This is a genomic window from Arthrobacter psychrolactophilus, assembly GCF_003219795.1.
GTDB lineage: Bacteria > Actinomycetota > Actinomycetes > Actinomycetales > Micrococcaceae > Specibacter > Specibacter psychrolactophilus.
In genome coordinates, this window is record NZ_QJVC01000009.1 from 29,071 (window position 1) to 49,470 (window position 20,400).

At 61.9% G+C, this 20,400-nt stretch carries 16 protein-coding genes; 12 read left to right on the forward strand and 4 right to left on the reverse strand.

Annotated features, from left to right (window positions below; translation table 11 throughout):
• Positions 1-33 precede the first annotated feature (33 nt).
• The 3 genes from CVS30_RS10470 to CVS30_RS10480 are packed head-to-tail and all read left to right on the forward strand — an operon-like array spanning position 34 to position 4,683.
• Positions 34-2,709, forward strand: a complete 2,676-nt coding sequence (locus tag CVS30_RS10470; protein WP_110485289.1) for a bifunctional acetate--CoA ligase family protein/GNAT family N-acetyltransferase — start codon at positions 34-36, stop codon at positions 2,707-2,709.
• A gap of 56 nt (positions 2,710-2,765) precedes the next feature.
• Complete coding sequence (locus tag CVS30_RS10475; protein ID WP_110485356.1) at positions 2,766-3,461, forward strand: DUF5998 family protein; 696 nt, start codon at positions 2,766-2,768, stop codon at positions 3,459-3,461.
• On the forward strand, positions 3,424-4,683 hold the full coding sequence (locus CVS30_RS10480; RefSeq protein ID WP_306418771.1) for an alkaline phosphatase family protein: 1,260 nt from the start codon (positions 3,424-3,426) through the stop codon (positions 4,681-4,683). The genes CVS30_RS10475 and CVS30_RS10480 overlap by 38 nt, the downstream gene beginning before the upstream one ends.
• A 61-nt stretch (positions 4,684-4,744) precedes the next feature.
• On the opposite strand, the gene sepH is transcribed toward CVS30_RS10480, so the two are convergent.
• Positions 4,745-6,028 (reverse strand): septation protein SepH, encoded by a 1,284-nt coding sequence (gene sepH / locus CVS30_RS10485; protein WP_110485291.1) that lies wholly within the window; start codon positions 6,026-6,028, stop codon positions 4,745-4,747.
• 264 nt (positions 6,029-6,292) lie between these two features.
• Between sepH and CVS30_RS10490 the strand changes: the two genes are divergently transcribed.
• On the forward strand, positions 6,293-6,583 hold the full coding sequence (locus CVS30_RS10490; protein ID WP_110485292.1) for a DUF4193 family protein: 291 nt from the start codon (positions 6,293-6,295) through the stop codon (positions 6,581-6,583).
• Between the two features lie 354 nt (positions 6,584-6,937).
• Here CVS30_RS10490 and CVS30_RS10495 read toward each other — a convergent pair whose 3' ends face one another.
• Positions 6,938-7,435, reverse strand: a complete 498-nt coding sequence (locus CVS30_RS10495) for a DUF3093 domain-containing protein (RefSeq protein ID WP_110485293.1) — start codon at positions 7,433-7,435, stop codon at positions 6,938-6,940.
• Positions 7,436-7,530: 95 nt separating this feature from the next.
• On the opposite strand from CVS30_RS10495, the gene dut reads away from it, so the two are divergent.
• From dut to CVS30_RS10515, 4 genes are read left to right on the forward strand one after another with little or no spacing between them, the layout of a single operon-like run.
• A complete protein-coding gene (dut, locus tag CVS30_RS10500; protein WP_245934552.1) occupies positions 7,531-8,040 on the forward strand; it encodes a dUTP diphosphatase in 510 nt (169 codons plus the stop codon).
• Between the two features lie 57 nt (positions 8,041-8,097).
• Positions 8,098-8,874 carry a DUF3710 domain-containing protein gene (locus tag CVS30_RS10505; RefSeq protein ID WP_110485295.1) on the forward strand — a complete coding sequence of 259 codons (777 nt, stop codon included), beginning with the start codon at positions 8,098-8,100 and terminating at the stop codon, positions 8,872-8,874.
• 2 nt (positions 8,875-8,876) lie between these two features.
• Positions 8,877-9,215, forward strand: coding sequence for a single stranded DNA-binding domain-containing protein (locus CVS30_RS10510; protein ID WP_110485296.1), 339 nt, complete (start codon positions 8,877-8,879; stop codon positions 9,213-9,215).
• Positions 9,216-9,956 (forward strand): DUF3159 domain-containing protein, encoded by a 741-nt coding sequence (locus CVS30_RS10515; protein WP_370800819.1) that lies wholly within the window; start codon positions 9,216-9,218, stop codon positions 9,954-9,956.
• Positions 9,957-10,008: 52 nt separating this feature from the next.
• Here the strand turns inward: CVS30_RS10515 and CVS30_RS10520 are convergent, their stop codons facing one another.
• Complete coding sequence (locus CVS30_RS10520) at positions 10,009-10,683, reverse strand: potassium channel family protein (RefSeq protein ID WP_110485297.1); 675 nt, start codon at positions 10,681-10,683, stop codon at positions 10,009-10,011.
• Between the two features lie 3 nt (positions 10,684-10,686).
• Positions 10,687-11,358 carry a potassium channel family protein gene (locus CVS30_RS10525; protein WP_110485298.1) on the reverse strand — a complete coding sequence of 224 codons (672 nt, stop codon included), beginning with the start codon at positions 11,356-11,358 and terminating at the stop codon, positions 10,687-10,689.
• Between the two features lie 152 nt (positions 11,359-11,510).
• Here CVS30_RS10525 and CVS30_RS10530 point away from each other — a divergent pair, with 152 nt between their 5' ends.
• The 4 genes from CVS30_RS10530 (at position 11,511) to acnA (ending at position 20,400) form a co-directional block, all read left to right on the forward strand.
• A complete protein-coding gene (locus tag CVS30_RS10530; protein ID WP_110485299.1) occupies positions 11,511-13,481 on the forward strand; it encodes an APC family permease in 1,971 nt (656 codons plus the stop codon).
• 5 nt (positions 13,482-13,486) lie between these two features.
• The gene (locus CVS30_RS10535; RefSeq protein WP_110485300.1) at positions 13,487-14,935 is read left to right on the forward strand and encodes a class I SAM-dependent RNA methyltransferase; all 1,449 of its coding nucleotides are present in this window, start codon (positions 13,487-13,489) and stop codon (positions 14,933-14,935) included.
• A gap of 9 nt (positions 14,936-14,944) precedes the next feature.
• Positions 14,945-17,503 (forward strand): HAD-IC family P-type ATPase, encoded by a 2,559-nt coding sequence (locus tag CVS30_RS10540; protein WP_306418772.1) that lies wholly within the window; start codon positions 14,945-14,947, stop codon positions 17,501-17,503.
• A 68-nt stretch (positions 17,504-17,571) separates the two neighbouring features.
• Complete coding sequence (gene acnA, locus CVS30_RS10545; protein WP_110485301.1) at positions 17,572-20,400, forward strand: aconitate hydratase AcnA; 2,829 nt, start codon at positions 17,572-17,574, stop codon at positions 20,398-20,400.

The following is a 20,400-nucleotide window of genomic DNA, read 5'->3' on the forward strand; positions in this document are numbered from 1 at the left end:
GCTAAAAGCAGATCATGTCGGTACAGTGATTCTATGGTGAAGCCAGAGCCCGCGCCCGAATATCCGGCCCATTGGGAAGCTGATGTTGTTCTCCGCGATGGTGGAACGGGCCATTTACGCCCCATGACGGTCGCAGATGCTGACGCTGTGCAGCTTTTTCACATGGCTCAGTCGCAAAATTCGATCTATTTGCGCTTTTTTACCTACAAATCCAAGCTCACGGCGAAAGAATTACGCCGATTCACGGAATTGGACTATTCCAACCGTGTGGCATTTGTCATAACGCGGGGCGGGAAAATTATTGGGATCGGCCGTTACGACCGGCTCGATGACCCCACCGAGGCCGAGGTGGCGTTCAACGTCTCCGACTCCAATCAGGGCCGCGGCGTGGGATCTATCCTGTTGGAACACCTTGCCGCGGCTGCCCGCGAGAAGGGAATCGATAAGTTTTCCGCTGAGGTGTTGCCGGAGAACAGGAAGATGATCCAGGTCTTCTCCGAGGCTGGGTACGAGGTTCACCGGCACTTTGATGACGGGGTCATCTCCTTGCACTTTGATATTGACCCCACCGACAAATCTCGGGCCGTCATGGAATCTCGCGAACACCGGGCCGAGGCACGCAGTGTTGCGGGCCTTGTCGCACCAGGATCCGTGGCCGTGATCGGCGCCAGCCGGGAGTGGGGCAGCGTAGGGCAGCAATTGCTGGAGCATGTGGTGGAAGGAAAATTCACGGGAGCGGTCTTCGCCGTCAATCAGGACGCCCTCGAGGTGCAGGGCATGATGCCCTACGCCAGCATCGAAGACGTACCGGGACCTGTTGATCTGGCCATTATCGCCGTGCCCTACGATCAAGTTCCCCATGTTGTCGATCAGTGTGGCAAGGCCGGGGTCAAGGGCCTCGTGGTCGTGACGGCCGGTTTTGCGGACAACGGAGCCCGCGGCCTTGCGCGGCAGCGCGCCCTCGTGCGTCAGGCACGAGCCAACGGTATGCGCTTGGTGGGGCCGGCGTCGTTGGGCCTGGCCAACACCGATCCGGCTGTTTCCCTCAATGCCTCGATGGCGCCGTATTTGCCGCGCCAGGGTGGCGTGGGGATTTTCAGCCAGTCGGCTGCCCTAGGCGTGTCTCTCGTGGCGTCCATGACGCGGCGAGAGGTGGGCATGTCCACCGTGCTTTCGGCGGGAAACCGGGCCGATGTCTCCGGTAACGACATCATGCAATATTGGGAAGACGATCCCCACACGACGGCGTGTGCGCTCTATTTGGAGTCTGTGGGTAACCCTCGTAAGTTCTCCCGCATTTCACGACGGCTCTCGCGCAGCAAGCCCGTCATCGTGGCGAAATCAGATTCCACGGGCCTGCGCCTACCCCCGGGCCATGCCGTGCGCACCACGGTGGCTCCTGCCGGTGCCCTCGATGCTATGCTGCGGCAGTCCGGCGTCATCCGGGTCAACACGATCGAGGAGCTGGCCGACGTCGCCCAAATCGTGGCGGGGCAACCGCTACCGCAGGGCTCGGGACTGGCCATCATTGGCAATTCTGCCGCGATGGGCACCGTGGTTGCCGATTCAGCCGAGCGGCACGGGCTGAGCGTTGTCGCCGTACACTCCCGGCTCGCCCTTGATGTGGGGCAATCACGAGCGCTGCCCTTGCTCAAGAAGACCGTTCTTCAGGCTCTGGGGGAGCCGGGCGTGGATTCGGCCATCGTCACGCTGCTGCCCATCATCGGGCTCACGCTCGAGAGCATTGGCGCAACCTTGCAAGAGTGCTCGGACATCGCGGGCAAGCCTGTCATCGCGAGCTTCACGGGAAGCATGGACGCGCAGCTACAGATCAACCGGCAGATGGCCCGATCCTTGCCCGCCTATTCCAGCCCGGGTGCGGCCACGGCCGCCCTGGCCGCGGTGACCCGCTACGCTCATTGGCTGACCCTGGAGGCACCACTTTTCGAGGCACCCGCGGGCGTCAACCCGCACGCCGCGGAGGAACTGCTCGACGGCTGGCTCAAGGGAGTCTCCGGAGATGGCCTAGTCACACTCCGTCCTGAGCAGGCCAGAGAATTACTGAGCCATTACGGCATTACGGTCCTCGAATCCACCCCGTTCGACAGCGTCGAGGACGCCGTGATGGCCGCCGAACGCCTGGGCTGGCCAGTGGCCATCAAGACCCTCGATGCGAGCCTGCGCCACCGCCTCGACCTTGGCGGGGTACGGATCAACATTGAAAATGCTGATTCACTGCGCCGCAATATTATCCAGATGCGCAAACTCCTTGAGCCGTATGGGCATAAGTCCCTCGAGGTGCAGTCCATGGCCCAGGTTGGCCAGTCCTGCACACTGCGTGCCATCGAGGATCCACTCCTGGGCCCTGTCGTGTCCTTCGGCCTGTCAGGGGACGCCGTGAATCTCCTCGACGACTGGGCACACCGCGTGCCACCCCTGTCGAGGGCCGACACGGCAGAGCTGATTCGTTCGCCCCGGGCCTCTGTGAAACTCTTTGGCTACGAGGGGCTGCCGCCGGGAAATGTGGCTGCCCTGGAGGATCTCGTGGCCCGGGTGGCCATGCTCAAAGACGAACATCCTGAGGTGGCGTTCATCGAATTCCGTCCCATCCTGGTGGGACCCACCGACGTCACGGTCTTGGCCGTCGATGTTCGCATTGGTAATCCTGCCCAGCGCACCGACAGCGCACGCCGGGCCATGCGATCCTGACCATGTGGGCCGGGCCAGGCTGGCCCGGTTCGCAACGCCGCCGCCAAAGTGCGAAAATGGGGGATATGAACAGCTTCGGAGCCGGTGCCCCGGCCAACACCACGGCCCGTGAATTAGAAGCCGCTCTCCAACGCTCGGGGTTTTACCCCCGACTCGTTGCGGATGTGGTCAATGACGCCCTCGATGGTCAGGAAAGCCTCTCCCATCTGGTCCATCTGGAAACACACTTCGAGCGTAACGAGGTGCACCGTCACATCACGGTCCTAGCCTTGACCTCGGAAATGCTCGTCATCACGCACGTGGATGATCACCAGCTCGATGAATCCGGGGAGCAGATGGTTGCTCAGGTCTCGACCGAGTCGGTGCCCGTCAGTCAGATCAAATCCGTGGTCCTGAGCTATATTTACGCCCAGCCGCAAGATTACAAACCCTCAGATCCGGCCCGTGAACTAACCCTCGCGATCGCCTGGTCTGGCGGACAGCGTGTGGAAATGGGTCCGGCGTCGTGCGGTGATGCTGACTGCGACGCAGACCACGGCTACTCCGGCACCATTGCCCAGGAAGACATCGCCCTGCGCATCAGCGCCGAGGCCGAAGGTCTGCAGGCTGTTGCCGATGCGAAAGCTTTTGCCAGGGCGCTGCGCGCGGTCAACACCGGTGCCGTCAACGTGGGGGCTGCCCATACGGCCCTGCCGGGGAGTAAATTCCCGGTCTTTGGAGCACGCTTGGGGCGTTCACATTACCGCCGATAAAGCCCCGAATCTGATGCCCTCCCTCCTGACTCGCCAGCCGGCGCTTCCGGGCGCGCCCGGGTACGGAAAATCCAGTATCGGCGACGTGCTCAGCAGCGCCGCCGCCGTGCTGGGCGTCCCCGGATACGAGAATGTCCTCAAGCTCCCCGTAGCGCCGCGCATCTGCGTAGTGCTCGTGGACGGGCTCGGCAAGTCGCAGCTCAAGCAACGAGCCTCGCACGCGCCCTTCCTACGCACCGTGGTGGCCGAGGACTCTCGCGGCGAGCACCCCCGAACCTTGCACGCAGCCTTCCCCAGCACCACGGCGACCTCGCTGACCTCCCTGGGGACCGGCGTCGTTCCTGGCCTGCACGGCATGGTGGGCTACGATGTGCTCGACCCCCGGCAGGACAAGGTGGTCAATCTTCTCGGTAACTGGGACGCTGGCGTTGACCCGCTCACCTGGCAGCCCTATGGCACCGTCTTTGAGAAGGCCTGCGCCACCGTCCCCACCACGACGGTGAGCCTGCCCCACTTCGCCAACTCGCCCACGACCCGTGCTGCACTGCGCGGCGGTTCCTTCCGAGGCGTGCAGTCCAAGAGCGAACGGGTGGAGATTGCCGCGGAGGCTCTAGCCGCAACACCCACCTCTCTTGTGTACCTGTACTGGAGCGAGCTGGATAAGGCCGGGCACGCCCACGGGGTGGACTCTCCTGCGTGGGAACGTGAACTAGAAGAGCTCGACGCCGGGATGAAGCGTTTAGCGGCAGCGGTACCAGCAGATACGTTGATTTTGTTGACGGCAGATCACGGCATGATCGACGTGCCACGGGCGGCCCGGATCGACTACTCGCTCTTCCCCGAGCTCGTGGACGGCGTCCGGCACACGGCAGGGGAGCCGCGCATGGTTCACCTCTACCTCGAAGCAGATGCCACGGAAGAGAGCCGTCAGCAGCTGATGGCCGCCTGGTTGGAAAAGTTTGGCAAACAGGCGTGGGTCTTGACGCGAGAAGAAGCCATCGACGCCGGATACTTTGGTGAGGTGCGCGATGGTGTGCAGGCTCGCATAGGTGACGTGCTCATCCTGGCCCGCGAACCCATCGCCTTCTACGATCTGCGCCGCGTCCGGCTGCAGGCCATGGACGTTGTGGGCCAGCACGGATCGATCACAAAAACCGAGCGTGAGGTGCCGTTGCTGCGGATACCCGTCACGGCAAAAAAGGCTAAGGGCAAACGCCGTTAAAAAGCTGTGGGCTGGACACTCCGCATTGGAGAGTCCAGCCCACAGCATTTTTAAGGTGAAATCAATCGCCCTTGGTACCAAAAACGATTTCATCCCAACTGGGAACGCTCGAGCGTTTGGGCTTACCAGCAGCCTTGCGTTCCAGACGCGCCGCCACCTCGCTGTCGCTGGGCCCGGCTTCCTCATCATCCTCGGAAGGCTGAGCGCTGCCCGAGCTTGTTGCTGTGGCCTCGCCCTGCAGGCGCAAGGGACGCAGCGCGGTGCTCGGCTCGCCCGAGAGCACGATCTCGCGAGTGTCACTGCTGACGTCAGAGACGCCGTCGAGCACATGATCATCCTCAGGTAACTGAGGCGCCAACTTCAAGAACGGGATAGAGCGCAGACGCTCCTTCGGAGAGGTCTCTTGCGGCTCCTCAAGCTGCTCCACGCTCTCGTTGCCGGCTGCGCCGTACAAGTTCTCATCGCGGGGATGAGCGCCGGGGATGTGCGTGCCGAGCATGGCGGCGAGCTCGTCGTCGCCATCCTCGTCGAGTCCCAGACGTACGCCACGTCGTGAACGCAACATCTCCAGGAGGCCACCGTGGGCGGGGTAGTCCTCGCCGTCCTCGCTCACCTCGGCAGTAACCTCGGGCTCAGCTTCAGCTTCGGGGCTGCCAGCCTCAACATCAAAGGGCTTGTCCATGACGGCACTGAGGCGGCGTTCGGGAACGGGGCTGTCCAGCGGTTCAAGCTCGCTGAGCTGCTGTGCCCAACGATTCGCGTTGTGCAGATCCTTGCGGCTGGAATGGAAACGCCACAGGGCCGGGGCAGGTTCGCCGATGCTGCTGGCGGGCCGCTCCGTTCCGGGCTCAAAGTCCGCGCTGATGGTCCAGGCGCCGGCACTATTGCGCCACGCATCCCAGCGCAAGGTTTTGGGATCAATGCCGAACGCCACGAGGCGGTGATTGACCATCTCATCCAAAGATGCGGGTTCTTCCCCAAACGCAGACTTATAACCGTCGTTGTGCGGGGCAGGCGCCGAGACGATGACAGCGCGGGCCTGATCAGCAATATGTTCGCGTTCGGCCAGCACCGGCCCCTCATACCGTCGAACCTGTTCCAAGGAGAGACCCGATTCCTCGGCCACCTCAGACGCGCTTGACCCTGCACGGATCAAGCTTTGAATCTCTCGAGGTGTCATCCGGGTACCAGAGCCCTGGCTCGCACGTGAAGGGCGGTTGGCAGATTTGCCAACCGCTGTGCGCAGCGCCTCGTCCATGGGGAGAAGGTAGATGTTCCCATCGGGACCACTTAGAAGCAGATTTCTGCCGTCGTCGTGGACACCCACCAGCCGCAGATCAGCCATGCCGTCCTCCCAAAAAGTCTTTTAGTTCACTTCGAAACTTTGCCACTGATGGGCGTGATTTCCTACTACCGCTTAGGCGTGGCGCGAGAAGCCTTCAAGAATGTGCGCTTCGCCACGGCCGAGAGCGGTGGAAAACGGCGTCATGGGCCTTAAGCCAGCTGCGAACTCAGGGTCCCCTTGGCTGCTCAAAGGTGCTGCGAGGTTTAAAGTATTTGCAGTGTTTATCGCCCATGACACATGGGCAGCTATCCAAAGGAACAGATCATGACTACCGGTCACCACCGGCCACGCACGGCCCGCCACACGTCCGGTCCGGCAACTGCGCCGCAGGGGCACGCCTCACGGGCGAATGCCGTGATTGATCTGGCGGAGTCTGAGCTCGCCGAGTCGTACGAGCTTCCCGGTGGGGACTTGCCGCCCGACGAGCTCGCCCTAGAAATCCTGGCCGAACAGCTCGATGAATTTACCTGCGGATCCTGCTTCCTGGTCCGGCACCGCTCTCAGCTGGCGAAGGAAAAGAACGGCGTGAAGTACTGCAAGGACTGCGAGGGGTAGCAGAATCCGCCAGGAGGGGGTCTGCCACGCGGCGGGTTCCCTCGTGTGTGCCCGTCAATGTCCCTTGTGTGGCTCGTCAACGTGCGACGGCGCGCCTCTCACCCGCCGCTTCCATACGTTGACCCGGCAGATCACGCCCTTTAGATTCGGTCTTTTGGGCGTGATCTGCCGGGTCAACGCGTGTCAGTCATGCCCAGTGCCGAGAACGCAGTCTGTGGGTCACGCCCACCTCGAAGCCCTGCCATGACGCACAGAACCGCGCCCGCTGGTGCCCGTTTAAGGACACGGAGCGCACGAAATTTTGCACGCATCTACCCCAGCTATTGGCGTATCTTCTCAGTCGCGAGAGTAGCCTTAGTCCTGCTCGGAGGGAACGGGTGTCACCCCGCCGAGGGCTGCGGCCAGGTATTCCGGGTTGCGTGAGGACGTCAACCAGTACGGTGTGCGATCGGCCGGATCGGTGATTTCAATCTTCACCACCGGCTTGATCCAGCCGCGAATGCACAGGTACGCCAAGCCATTGAGCTTCCGGCCACGCTGCTCGAAAGCAGCCTCGCCGCTATAGATGCTGACCGCACCCACAAACTTGCGTTCAATCTGCGCCCGGCCCACCTGCACGGTATCGGCCGTGACTGAAATGGTGGGGGTCGTTGCCACGAGCAAGATCGTCAGGCCTACGAGCATGACGAAGAAGGCAATGTAGCCCGCGAGGGGGCTGATCGGGATAAAGATGAGCACGGATGCGGCAGAGAGCCCCAAGACGATGACCCACCCCCAGAAGTTCGGCCACAGCTTCTCTGTGTAGTTTGCCGTTGCGGGGGATGTGGGGTCATGCGGAGTTTGAGAAGACATGTCCTTAGCTTTTCATCTTTTCCTGAGTAAATCACTTTGACGCCAACCCATTGGCGGGCGGCATCCTCTGTCTGTTAGCGATAGAGTGGGCTGTTGTGACCCATGAGACTTTTCCCGTAGACAATTTGAACGACGGCCACGAAGCTGGCCGCCCCACCTTGAGCGTGCAACTTCGCATGCTCGACGCCGGGGTCGAACCTCCCAGCTATGCTCACCCCGGTGATGCCGGAGCCGATCTGCGCACCCGCATTGATGTTGTCCTCGCACCGGGGGAGCGGGCCCTGGTTCCCACAGGCGTCAGCATTGCCCTGCCGTTTGGCTTCGTCGCCTTGATTCACCCACGCTCGGGTCTGGCCACCAAATCCGGTCTGACGATCGTCAACAGCCCCGGAACAGTGGATGCCGGCTACCGCGGCGAGCTGTCCGTGACCTTGCTGAACACCGATTCACGCCATTCCATCTCCCTGTCCCGGGGCGATAGAATTGCCCAAATGGTCATCCAGCGCGTGGAAATGGCAGAGTTCATTGCCGTTGACGAATTGCCTGACTCGGTGCGCGGCACCGGTGGATTTGGTTCCACCGGCGGGTTCACCCCTTCCGCTTAATTGGCAACCGGCCACAAATCGCTTCATTCATGAAAACTTCAAGGAGTCTTTAATCCCATGGCTTTTGGGTTCGGTAAGAAAAAGAAGATCAGCGTCAACACCTCCGATGAGTTTGAGTCGGCGGCGGGTACTGTCGCAGGCGACGCCAAGGAAGACTCAATCCTGGACCTGCCGCCCAACCCGGCTGACACTGCCTATGAGCGCCAGGTCCACGGCCCACTGGATGAATCGGAAGTTGCCTCCACCGACGGTTATGTAGATCTCGGAGCCTTGCTCATCACCCCGCGGGAAGGGCTGTCCCTGCGACTTGAGGTCGAAGAGAGTACCTCCCGCGTCATCGCCGTCACGCTTGACCTGAACGGTTCAAGCCTCCAGCTGCAGGCCTTTGCCGCCTCACGCTCGGAAAAATTGTGGCACGACATCCGCGAGCAGATCGGCCTCTCCGTTGGATCTCAGGGCGGCGAGATTGAAATTCTTGACGGCACCTTTGGCAAGGAAGTCCTCGCCAAGGTTCCCGCCCAGGCAGCCGACGGCAGCAAGGGCTTCCGTGTGGCGCGCTTCATCGGCGTCGACGGCCCGCGCTGGTTCCTGCGCGGGGTCCTCGGCGGAAATGCCGCAGTCACGGCCGAGGCAGCCAAGGAATTGGAAGACCTCTTCCGCGGCGTCGTCGTGGTCCGTGGCGAAACACCGCTGCCTCCTCGCGATCTCTTGTTGCTGCGCCTGCCCAAGGACGCCGTCGCCGGCGCCCAGGGTCAGCTCGCGGCAGATCAGGCAACACCGGCACAGGGTGGCGAACCTTTCCGGCGCGGTCCTGAGATCACAGCGATCGGCTGATTTTGACGCCCGTACTCCAGGGGGAATGGCCCAAGGCCACAGCCATCGCTGAGCTACCCCTGCGTGGTCGCGCCGTGTGTTCCGGGGTCATCGAGGCCGTCACGATTCTGCCCGAATCGATGGCCCCGGCCTACACCGCGATCGTCAGCGATCGGGAATTTCACCGGATTGCCAGTGACGGGGGAAGTCACCGGCTGCGTCTGGTCTGGATCGGACGACGGCGCGTACCCGGCATCCTTGCCGGCACCCGTTTGCGGGTCGAAGGGATGGTGTCGCAGCGCGATGGCCTGCCCACCATGTACAACCCCCGTTACGAAATCATTGGAAAACAGGAGAGCTAGTTGAGCCCCGAAGAGAACTCCCGCGCTGACGATGCGAACGAGGCCGCAGCGGCCGACGGCACTCCTGTAGCTGGGAAACCCGCCGGATCTTTTGCCGACCTGGCCCAAGAAATGGCCGCCAAGAATCCCTTGGTCCGCAAAGACAATGGACACATCGACCTCTTGGCCGCCGCGGGTGGCATCCGGGGCATCGCCGAAAGCATCCTGCCCGGGCTCGTGTTCCTCGTGATGTTCACCGCGACGCGGAATCTCAGTGCGGCACTCATCGGATCCGTGGCCGTGGCCGCGGTCTTCCTCGTCGCCCGACTGATCCAGCGCACCCCCTTGACGCAGGCGCTGGCCGGGATTGTCGGCGTCGCGCTTTCAGCGTTCCTAGCCATGAAGACCGGCAAGGCCGAGAACTATTACCTGGTGGGTTTCTACACCAACGCCGCCTATATCGCCGCCATGGTCATCTCGATTGCCGTGCGCTGGCCGGTTCTGGGGCTGCTGTTCGGCTATGCCCGCAATGAGGGGCTCAAATGGCGGCAGGAGCCGGAGCGTTTGCGCGCCTACCGCGCCGCGACATGGATCATCGTGGGCGTCATGGCGGCCCGGATCGCCATTCAGCTGCCCTTGTATCTGACCGAACACGTCGATGCGCTGGGCGCCATGCGGCTCATCATGGGTGTGCCGCTGTACGCCTTCGGGCTCTGGATCGCCTGGCTCATTAGCCGGCCCGTGAGTCGCGAGGCACGCTGAGAGCAACGCTAGGGCCCGGTTCATACGAACCGGGCCCTAGCGTTGCTTTAAGTTACCGTTCGGGGTTGGGCTGGGAAGAGAGCAGCGCGCGCAGCTCGTTTTCCGCAGCGATCGTCGTCACGAAGAACAACTCATCGCCGCCCTCGAGGACATCGTCCGGGCTGGGCGTGATGGGAGCCTCGTCGCGCAAAATCGCCACCAACGTGGAATCGAGCGGCCACTGAATGACCGCCACGGTTTGGCCAATGATGTGCGATTCCGAGGGCACCGTGAACTCCACGAGGGAGGCCACGCCGGCCTGCAGGGTCAGGAGTCGCACGAGGTCGCCAATCTCGACAGCCTCCTCCACGAGCGCCGTCATGAGCCGAGGGGTGTTAACGGCCACGTCGACGCCCCACGAGTCATCGAACATCCAGTCGTTCTTGGGATTGTTCACGCGCCCTACGGTGCGCCCCACCCCAAACTCGGATTTCGCCAACAAGGACACCACGAGATTGACCTTGTCGTCACCGGTGGCGGAGACCACCACATCGGCTTCCTCGAGTTTCGCCTCGCGCAGCGTGGAGATTTCGCAGGCATCGCCCACAAGCCACCTGGCACCGCGCAGCCCGCTCTTGCCAATGACCTCTGGCTTGGGATCGATGAGCAAGGTGTCGTGGCCGTTGGAGAGCAGCTCCTTGGCGATGGAGCAGCCGACGCTGCCCGCACCCACAATGACAACCAACATGGTTTAGGACTCCTTTTCCGGTGGCTGCGACAGGATATGCATGACTTCGGAGGATTGGCTACCCACGATCATGGCATGCACCGTATCGCCTTGTTGGAAGCTCGTGCTCGGGTCGGGCAGTAAGCCCTCTCCAAAACGGGTCAGATAGGCCACGCGCACCTGGGCGGCGTTTTCAATATCGAGCACATGGTGGCCGATCCACTCCGGATGCAGGGTCAGTTCGGTCAGGATCAGCCGGCCGGAGGGCTCCCGGAAATCGCCCTTGATGGCAGACTCTGGCAGGATGCGCCGCAAGACCTGATCGGCGCTCCACCGCACAGCAGCGACCGTGGGGATACCGAGGCGCTGGTAGATCTCGGCTCGGCCCGGATCGTAGATCCGAGCCACAACGTGCTCAACATGGAAGGTTTCGCGCGCGACGCGGGTGGCCAAGATGTTCGAGTTGTCACCGCTGGAGACGGCGGCAAAGGCGTAGGCGTTTTCAATGTCCGCCTGCTTGAGCGTCTCCTGGTCAAATCCGACGCCGGTGACCTTGCGTCCCGTGAACCCGGTCCGTAGGCGGCGGAAGGCATGTTCGTCCTGATCGATGATGGCCACGGAATGGCCAGAATCCTCCAAGGCATGAGCCAGGGTGGCACCCACGCGTCCGCAACCCATGATCACGAAATGTGCCACTGATGCTCCTTGTTGTTGGGGTAACTAAGTAGTTCTCGCTACATTCTCGCATCACTTGTGGCCCGCGCTCATAGCGTCATACACCGTGCCGGGTTAAAGATAATTCGCCGCTCACGAGGCCCGAGCTGCGAGGTGATGCTAGCGTTACCCGCGTGCTGAACTTCTTCAACGCGTTTAAGCGGATCCTTGTGGGGCGTCCCTACCGCAACGACAAACTTGCCCACACGCTGCTGCCCAAACGCATTGCGCTGCCCGTTTTCGCCTCTGACGCGCTGTCTTCGGTGGCCTATGCCCCCGATGAAATCCTGCTCACCCTGGCCCTGGCCGGTGTGGCCGCGGTGTCGCTGTCGCCGTGGGTGGGCCTGGCCGTCATGGTGGTCTTATTGACCGTTGTGGCCTCATATCGGCAAAACGTTCATGCCTATCCCTCCGGTGGTGGCGACTACGAGATTGCCACTGTCAATCTGGGCAAGAGGTCCGGACTGACGGTTGCCTCCGCCTTGCTTGTTGACTATGTTTTGACCGTGGCCGTGTCGATGTCCTCGGCCGCCAATTATCTGGCCACAGCGGTTCCGGGATGGCATGGCACCCAAGCCGCTATCGCCGTCGTCGGTGTCATTATCCTGGCCCTTGTGAACCTGCGCGGCGTACGCGAGGCGGGCAGCGTCTTTGCCGTGCCGACCTACATTTTCATGTTCTGCATCTTTGCCATGACCGCCGCCGGGATCTTCCAAGCCGTGACGGGAACTCTGGGACGGGCACCGTCGGCCGAATTTGAGATCGTGCCGGAGGCGGCCTTCAACCAGGGCTTGGTAGGCCTTGCCGGTGCCTTCCTGCTCCTGCGCGCCTTCTCTTCGGGTGCCGCCGCCCTGACGGGTGTCGAGGCCATCAGCAACGGTGTGCCGAACTTCCGCAAGCCCAAGAGCAAGAACGCGGCCACGACCTTGTTGCTGCTGGGCGCCATCGCCGCAGGCATGATGGCCAGCATCTTGTTCCTCGCCAACGCCATCGACGTGCACATCGTGGCCGATCCGCACACCGAATTCTTGCTGAACGGGGTGGCGCTACCGGAAAATTACGTGCAAAACCCCTCGATCAGTCAGATTGCCTTGACCATCTTTGGCTCCGGATCTATCCCGTTCTTCATCATCGTGGCCGCCACCGGCGCCATCCTGGTCTTTGCCTCCAATACGGCCTTCAACGGCTTCCCCGTGCTGGCCTCCATTCTGGCCAAGGATGGTTACCTGCCGCGTCAGCTGCGCACCCGCGGCGACCGGCTCGCCTACAGCAACGGCGTGTTGCTCCTGGCCGCTGGCGCCCTCGTGCTCATCGTGTCCTTCAACGCCGACGTGACACGACTCATCCAGCTGTACATCGTGGGCGTCTTTATCTCCTTCACGGCCAGCCAGCTGGGCATGATGCGGCACTGGACCCGAGAACTCCTCATGGTCAAGAACAAGGCCGTCCGCTTCCGCATGATGCGCTCACGGGTCATCAACACCATCGGCTTCAGCATGACCCTGACGGTCCTGTTGATTGTCCTGGTGACAAAATTTGAGCAGGGCGCCTGGATTGCCTTGCTAGCCATGGGCATCTTGTTCGTCATCATGTGGAGCATCCGCTCGCACTACGACAACGTGGCCAAGGAACTTGCCGTCGAGACGGATGCGGCCGTTAAGGCCCTTCCGGCCCGCATTCACGCGGTGATCTTGGTCTCGCACGTGCGCAAGCCCGTCATGCGCGCCATTGCGTTCGCCCGGGCTTCCCGGCCCTCAACCCTTGAAGCAATCACGGTTGATTTGGACTCCGCGGAGACCGAAGCGACCATCGCGGATTGGGCAAGGCTGAGCATCCCGGTACCGTTGACAGTGTTGGCGAGTCCTTATCGGGAAACGCTGACACCGCTGATCAGCCACATTAAGGCCATGCGCCGGGATTCCCCGCGGGACTTGATCGTGGTGTACATCCCGGAATACGTGGTGGGCAAATGGTGGGAACAACTGGTGCACAACCAGACGGCCCTGCGCATTAAGACGCGGTTGCATTTTGAACCAGGAGTAGTGGTTGCCAGCGTGCCTTGGCAGCTGAAGTCCTCCACTGACGCGAAGAAATATCAGGAATAGAGCTTATGAGCGAGACCACCAACACCCCCAGCCCCACCGTCGACGACCGCCTGATCGTGAGCGTGGGACGGGTGGCCCATGGCGGCCATTGCGTTGCCCGCCACGACGGCCGAGTCATCTTTGTCCGCCACGCCATTCCTGGCGAGACCGTGGAGATCGTCCTCACGGAGCAGGGCGAGGACGCGAAGTTCTGGCGCGGCGACGTTGTCCGCGTCGTCGAGGCGTCACCGGAGCGTGTGACCCACTTCTGGCCCGAAGCGGACGCCTTGCGCGCCGGTGCCCGCCACGCGTCCCCGATTGGTGGCGCCGAATTTGGCCACGTCTCCCGCACCGGCCAGCTGGCCCTCAAGACCGCTGTGGTCCGCGAACAGCTCGAACGCCTCGGCGGCCTGAGCAGCGAAGCCGTTGACGAACTCTTCGCCGCTGGTGTGGAAGATGTGGATGCCGCCGGCAACGCCGAGCAGAAGTCCGGCATGGGCTGGCGTACGCGCGTTGGTTTCGCCGTCACCTCCGCCGGCAAGCTGGGCATGCACGCTCACCGCTCCCACAGCATCTTGCCGGTTCAGGAAATGCCGCTGGCCGTGCCCGCCATCAATGCACTGCGCCTGTGGGAGATTGACTTCACCGGCATCGACCGCATCGAGGTTGCGGCTCCGGCCAACGGTTCCGGCGTTCTGGTGCTGTTGGCACCTGTCCACGGCCTGAGCGAGAAGGCTGCCGGTGCCGCCGTCAAGCGCGTGGCCCGCGCCCTGGCCGCCCTGGAAACTGCACCGTCCGTGGCTCGCTGGAACCCGGAGAACAGTGCTATCGAGGTCATCAACGGCCGCGGCTGGGTCAAGGAAACCACCGACGATCACGAATTCCGTGTGACCGGCGATGGCTTCTGGCAGATTCACCGCAACGCACCCAAGGTGCTCACCGATGCAGCCTTGGGCTACCTGTTGCAGGGCGGCTTCTTGAACGACGGCGCCGATGTCGCGGATCTGTACGCCGGGGCCGGCCTGTTCACGGCACCGTTGGCTGACGCCGTGGGCGCGGATGGCAGCGTCCTGTCCGTGGAAGGTTCCCCCGGAACCAGCCGCGACGCACGAAAGAACCTGCACGCCAGCGCCCACGTGGAAATCTTGCAGGGCCGTGTGGAAAAGATTTTAGGTACTCAGTCTCGAGCCTCACAATCCGCAGCTGGACAGCGTCGCCAGTTCGACGCCGTCGTGCTTGATCCGCCCCGCGCAGGTGCCGGCAAGGCCGTTGTGCGTGCCCTCGTGGCCACGACACCTTCGGCTATCGCCTATGTTTCCTGCGATCCGGCAGCTTTTGCCCGCGATGTGAAGTACTTTGCCAATGCCGGTTGGAAGGTCGAGAAGCTGCGGGCCTTCGATCTGTACCCGCACACCCACCATGTGGAATCCGTCGCCTTGTTGGTACCGGCATCGAAAGTTACCACCACCGAGTAGGAACACTTTTTGAATCCAAGCGCACCCAAGGTCCGCCCGCCCAAGCGTGATCTGACCCGCAACAAACCCAAGGGCACACTCCTGGCGGAACGGCGCGATGACCATCGCCGTTCTGCCATGGCGGCGGCTCGAGGGCGGCTGGCTCCCGTGGACGCGGCCGCTCTTGAACACGACGGGCTCACGCCCGCCCAGGTTCGGGAGCGGCACACGGCCGAGCTGAGCAATGCGGTGGCCCATGAGAGCAGCCGCAGCATTTGGGCGATTGTGCGGGCCAATGTGTTCACGCTCTTCAACACCGTGCTGGGCAGCTGCCTTGTGCTGGTGTTGTTTGTGGGTGATCCACGGGATGCGCTTTTTGGATTCATTGTGGTGGCCAACGCCGCGATTGGCGTGGTGCAGGAATACCGTGCCAAGCGCACCCTCGATAAATTGGCGGTGCTGCACGCGCCCAAAGCCAAGGTGCGCCGTAGTGGGGCACTGACGGAGCTGGCCGTCGCCGAGGTGGTGCAGGACGATCTGCTCCTGCTGCACACGGGGGATCAGTTACCTGCCGACGCCATCGTGGTGGCCTCCGAGGGTTTGGAAATTGACGAATCGCTGCTCACGGGGGAGTCGGACCCCGTGGAAAAATCCACGGGGGACCTGACGCTCTCCGGCTCAGTGGTGGTGGCCGGTCACGGTTCCGCGCGCGTACACCGGGTTGGCGCGGAATCATATGCCGCTGCACTGACGGCCGAGGCGCGGCGCTTCTCGCTGGTCAATTCAGAGATCCGCAATTCCATCAACCGGATCATTTTGTATATTGCGTGGGCCTTGATCCCCATCATCATTTTGGTCATCAACGGCCAGATGAGCGCCCATGGCGGCTGGAAAGCTGCCATCGCCTCGGGGGACTGGCGCATCGCCGTGGTCAGTGCCGTGGCTAGCATCGTGGCCATGATTCCCGAAGGCCTGGTCTTATTGACGAGTGTTTCCTTTGGCATGGCGGCCGTGTCCCTGGCTCGCCGTCAGGTGCTGGTGCAGGAACTGCCGGCCGTGGAAGGGCTCGCCCGCGTCGATGTGGTCTGCCTGGATAAAACCGGCACCCTGACCGAGGGACGCATGGAGCTGGCCCGGTCCATGGCCTTTGACGAGGTCCCGGGATGGCAAGAACTGCTCGCCTGGATGGGTGCGCACCCCAACGCCAATGCAACAGCTGCAGCCTTGGCAGCGAGCTATCAGGATTCACCCCATGAGCTCCCGACGGCGGAGCTGAGTTTCAGTAGCGCCCGAAAGTTTAGTGCTGTCACCTTCGCTCAGGGCTCAGTGGCTGGCGAATGGGTCCTGGGTGCCCCTGAGGTTGTCTTATCCGGCGGGGAGCACCCGGAACCGCTCGCGGCTGCTTTTGAGGCCGCAGGGCGGGGATTACGCGCCGTCGTCCTGGCGCACCGGCCCTTCGTCGAATCGGAGGAGCCAGAGGTTGCGGCGGAGGATTTCTCCCTTGCCGGTCTGGCCCCCGTCGCGTTGCTTCTCTTCCGGGAGAAGGTTCGGCCCGACGCCGCGGAAACACTGCGCTACTTCCGCGAACAAGGCGTGGAGTTGAAGATTATCTCCGGAGACAACCCCCGCACCGTCGCAGCCGTGGCTCGTGAGGTGGGGTTTGACTTCAGCGGTGATGGATATGACGCGCGGGAACTCCCAGAAGACGAAGCGGTTCTGGCAGAGCTGCTGGAACGAGAAAACGTCCTGGGCCGGGTCACCCCCGAGCAGAAAAAAGCCATCGTTTTGGCCCTACAGCGCAACGGTCACGTCGTGGCTATGACGGGCGACGGCGTCAATGACGCGCTAGCTCTCAAGCATGCCGACATTGGCATCGCCATGGGCAGCGGCGCTGCCGCGACCAAGGCTGTCTCGCGGCTGGTCCTCCTTGACGGGCAGTTCTCGCACCTGCCATCCGTCGTCGCCGAGGGGCGCAGGGTCATCGCCAATGTGGAACGTGTGGCCAACCTGTTCCTGACGAAAACCACCTACGCCATCATCATTTCCATCGTGATTGGTATCCTCATGTGGCGTTACCCCTTCCTGCCGCGCCAGCTCTCCATTGTGAGTTCCATGACGATTGGAATTCCCGCGTTTTTCCTTGCCCTTTTGCCCAATGCGCGGCGCTATCAGCCCGGGTTCTTGCGGCGCACACTCATGTTCGCCATACCCTCCGGTACGGTCGTGGCTGCGTGCATCATGGCCGTTTACTCCTACGCCATCACGTTCCCCAACACACGAGTTGCGGCGGACATTGCTGTGGGGGAGGCTCAAACGGCGGCGACCATGACGGTGCTACTGGTGGCCCTGTGGATTCTGGGCACCTTGGCCCGGCCTTTCGATAAGTGGCGCGGTCTCCTTGTTGCCGCCATGGTGCTGGGTCTGGTCTTGATTATGGCGATTCCCTTCGCCCGGAAGTTCTTCGCACTCGATATACCCCAAGGCGGCCTGTTAGCGGTTACGATTGCCGTGACTGCAATGGGATGCCTGGCGATCGAGCTGCTCTACCGTTTTTTGAAGAAGCGCGGAGCAGTCTCCGAACGCGAGTAAGGCGTGCCTAACTGGCATCCTGCCCCGTGCGTGACCAAGATAAAAGCAGTGGCGAGAGGAGTCCATCAATGACAAATGTGGACAGTTTTGGTTCCAAAGGCGTACTTAATGTCGCCGGAACCGATTACGAGATTTTCCGACTGAACTCGGTCGAAGGCGCCAAGAGCCTTCCGTTCAGCCTCAAAGTATTGCTGGAAAACATGCTTCGCACCGAAGATGGTGCGAACATCACGGCCGACCACGTACGTGCGTTGGCCGAATGGGATCCCACAGCGGAGCCCAACACCGAAATCCAGTTCACCCCGGCACGTGTCATCATGCAGGACTTCACTGGAGTTCCTTGCATCGTTGACTTGGCCACCATGCGTGAAGCCGTCAAGGAACTCGGCGGAGACCCCACCCGGGTGAACCCCTTGGCTCCGGCCGAAATGGTCATTGACCACTCGGTCCAGATTGACGTGTTCGGTAACTCCAACGCCGTCGAGCGCAACATGGAGATCGAATACCAGCGCAACGGTGAGCGTTACCAGTTCCTGCGCTGGGGCCAGACCGCCTTTGAAGACTTCAAGGTAGTTCCCCCGGGCATGGGCATTGTGCACCAGGTCAACATCGAGTACTTGGCCCGCACCGTGATGACCCGCGAGGTCGACGGCGTTTTGCGCGCCTACCCCGACACCCTGGTCGGCACCGACTCCCACACCACCATGGTCAACGGCCTGGGCGTGTTGGGTTGGGGCGTTGGCGGCATCGAAGCCGAGGCAGCCATGCTTGGCCAGCCCGTCTCCATGCTGATCCCGCGCGTTGTTGGTTTCAAGCTGACCGGGTCCATCCCGGCCGGTGCAACCGCAACCGACGTTGTTTTGACCATCACCGAGCAGCTGCGTAAGCACGGCGTTGTTGGCAAGTTCGTTGAGTTCTACGGTGAAGGTGTTTCGGCTGTGCCGTTGGCCAACCGTGCAACCATCGGTAACATGAGCCCGGAATTCGGTTCCACGGCTGCCATGTTCCCGATCGACTCTGTCACGGTTGATTACCTGCGCCTGACCGGCCGTTCCGAAGAGCAGCTTGCTCTCGTTGAGGCTTACGCCAAGGAACAGGGCCTTTGGCACGATCCTTCGGTTGAGATCAAGTTCTCCGAGTACCTCGAGCTGGACCTCTCCACCGTGGTTCCCTCGATCTCTGGCCCGAAGCGTCCCCAGGACCGCATCGAGCTCACAAACTCCAAGGAGCAGTTCCGCTCGGATCTGTTGAACTACGTCTCTGCAGATGCAAACGCCGATGGCAACACGGTTGACGAGTCCTTGGAAGAATCCTTCCCGGCCTCGGATGCCCCGTCCTTCACTCACCCGGGCGGACACACCCACGACACCGAGCGCGTCGTAGTTTCCGCCGCCAACGGTGCCCAGGGTCGTACCTCTAACCCGATCCACGTCAAGAACGAATCAGGCGTTGAATTCGAGCTGGACCACGGTGCAGTCTCGATCGCCTCGATCACCTCTTGCACCAACACCTCCAACCCCTCCGTGATGCTCGCTGCAGCCGTTTTGGCTCGCAACGCCGTCAACAAGGGTCTGTTGTCCAAGCCGTGGGTCAAGACCTCCGTTGCTCCGGGCTCCAAGGTTGTCACCGACTACTACGAGAAGTCCGGACTTGTTCCCTTCTTGGAGAAGCTCGGCTTCTACACCGTTGGTTATGGTTGTGCTACGTGTATCGGTAACTCCGGCCCCTTGGACACCGAAGTTTCAGCAGCAATTGCTGAAAACGACCTGTCCGTGACGGCCGTCCTTTCCGGTAACCGTAACTTCGAAGGCCGCATCAACCCGGACGTCAAGATGAACTACCTGGCCTCACCGCCGTTGGTTATCGCATACGCCCTGGCCGGTTCCATGGACTTCGATTTTGACAACGATGCACTCGGCCAGGACGCCGACGGCAACGATGTCTTCTTGGCTGACATCTGGCCGAACCCGGTTGAGGTCCAGGAAGTTATGGACGCCTCCATCGACCGCGAGATGTTCACCAACTCCTACGCCACCATCTTCGATGGCGACGATCGCTGGAAGGCTCTGGAAACTCCCGAAGGCAACACCTTCGAGTGGGATCCCAAGTCCACCTACGTCCGGAAGCCGCCGTACTTCGAGGGTATGAAGGCTGAAGCTGATCCCGTTTCCGACATCGCCGGCGCACGCGTGCTGTTGAAGCTCGGCGATTCGGTCACGACCGACCACATCAGCCCCGCAGGTTCCTTCAAGTCGGAAACCCCGGCCGGACAGTACCTCTTGGCTAACGGTGTCGAGCGCAAGGACTTCAACTCCTACGGTTCACGCCGTGGAAACCACGAAGTCATGATTCGCGGAACCTTCGCGAACATCCGTATCCGCAACCAGATCCTGGACAACGTCGAGGGTGGCTTCACTCGCGACTTCACCCAGGCTGGCGGCCCGCAGGCGTACATCTACGATGCGTCCGTCAACTACCAGGCTGCCGGCACCCCGCTGGTTGTCTTGGCTGGTAAGGAATACGGCTCCGGCTCCTCACGTGACTGGGCCGCCAAGGGCACCGCACTGTTGGGCGTCAAGGCTGTCGTTGCCGAGAGCTACGAGCGTATTCACCGCTCGAACCTTATCGGTATGGGTGTCCTGCCGCTGCAGTACCCGGCTGGTGCGAACGCTGCCTCACTGGGTCTGACCGGCACGGAAACCTTCTCTGTTGAAGGCGTCACCGAGCTGAACAATGGCACCACGCCCAAGACCCTCAAGGTCACGGCTGTTGCTGAAGATGGCACCACGGTGAGCTTCGATGCCGATCTGCGCATCGACACACCCGGTGAAGCTGATTACTACCGTAACGGCGGCATCTTGCAGTACGTACTGCGTCAGATCTCCGCTAAGGCATAA

Coding starts and splice junctions, on each gene's coding strand:
- CVS30_RS10505 (WP_110485295.1), top strand. CDS start 8,098: ATGGCTTTTGGGTTCGGTAAGAAAAAGAAGATCAGCGTCAACACCTCC.
- acnA (WP_110485301.1), top strand. CDS start 17,572: ATGACAAATGTGGACAGTTTTGGTTCCAAAGGCGTACTTAATGTCGCC.
- CVS30_RS10535 (WP_110485300.1), top strand. CDS start 13,487: ATGAGCGAGACCACCAACACCCCCAGCCCCACCGTCGACGACCGCCTG.
- CVS30_RS10520 (WP_110485297.1), bottom strand. CDS start 10,683: ATGTTGGTTGTCATTGTGGGTGCGGGCAGCGTCGGCTGCTCCATCGCC.
- CVS30_RS10470 (WP_110485289.1), top strand. CDS start 34: ATGGTGAAGCCAGAGCCCGCGCCCGAATATCCGGCCCATTGGGAAGCT.
- CVS30_RS10495 (WP_110485293.1), bottom strand. CDS start 7,435: ATGTCTTCTCAAACTCCGCATGACCCCACATCCCCCGCAACGGCAAAC.
- sepH (WP_110485291.1), bottom strand. CDS start 6,028: ATGGCTGATCTGCGGCTGGTGGGTGTCCACGACGACGGCAGAAATCTG.
- CVS30_RS10475 (WP_110485356.1), top strand. CDS start 2,766: ATGGGGGATATGAACAGCTTCGGAGCCGGTGCCCCGGCCAACACCACG.
- CVS30_RS10490 (WP_110485292.1), top strand. CDS start 6,293: ATGACTACCGGTCACCACCGGCCACGCACGGCCCGCCACACGTCCGGT.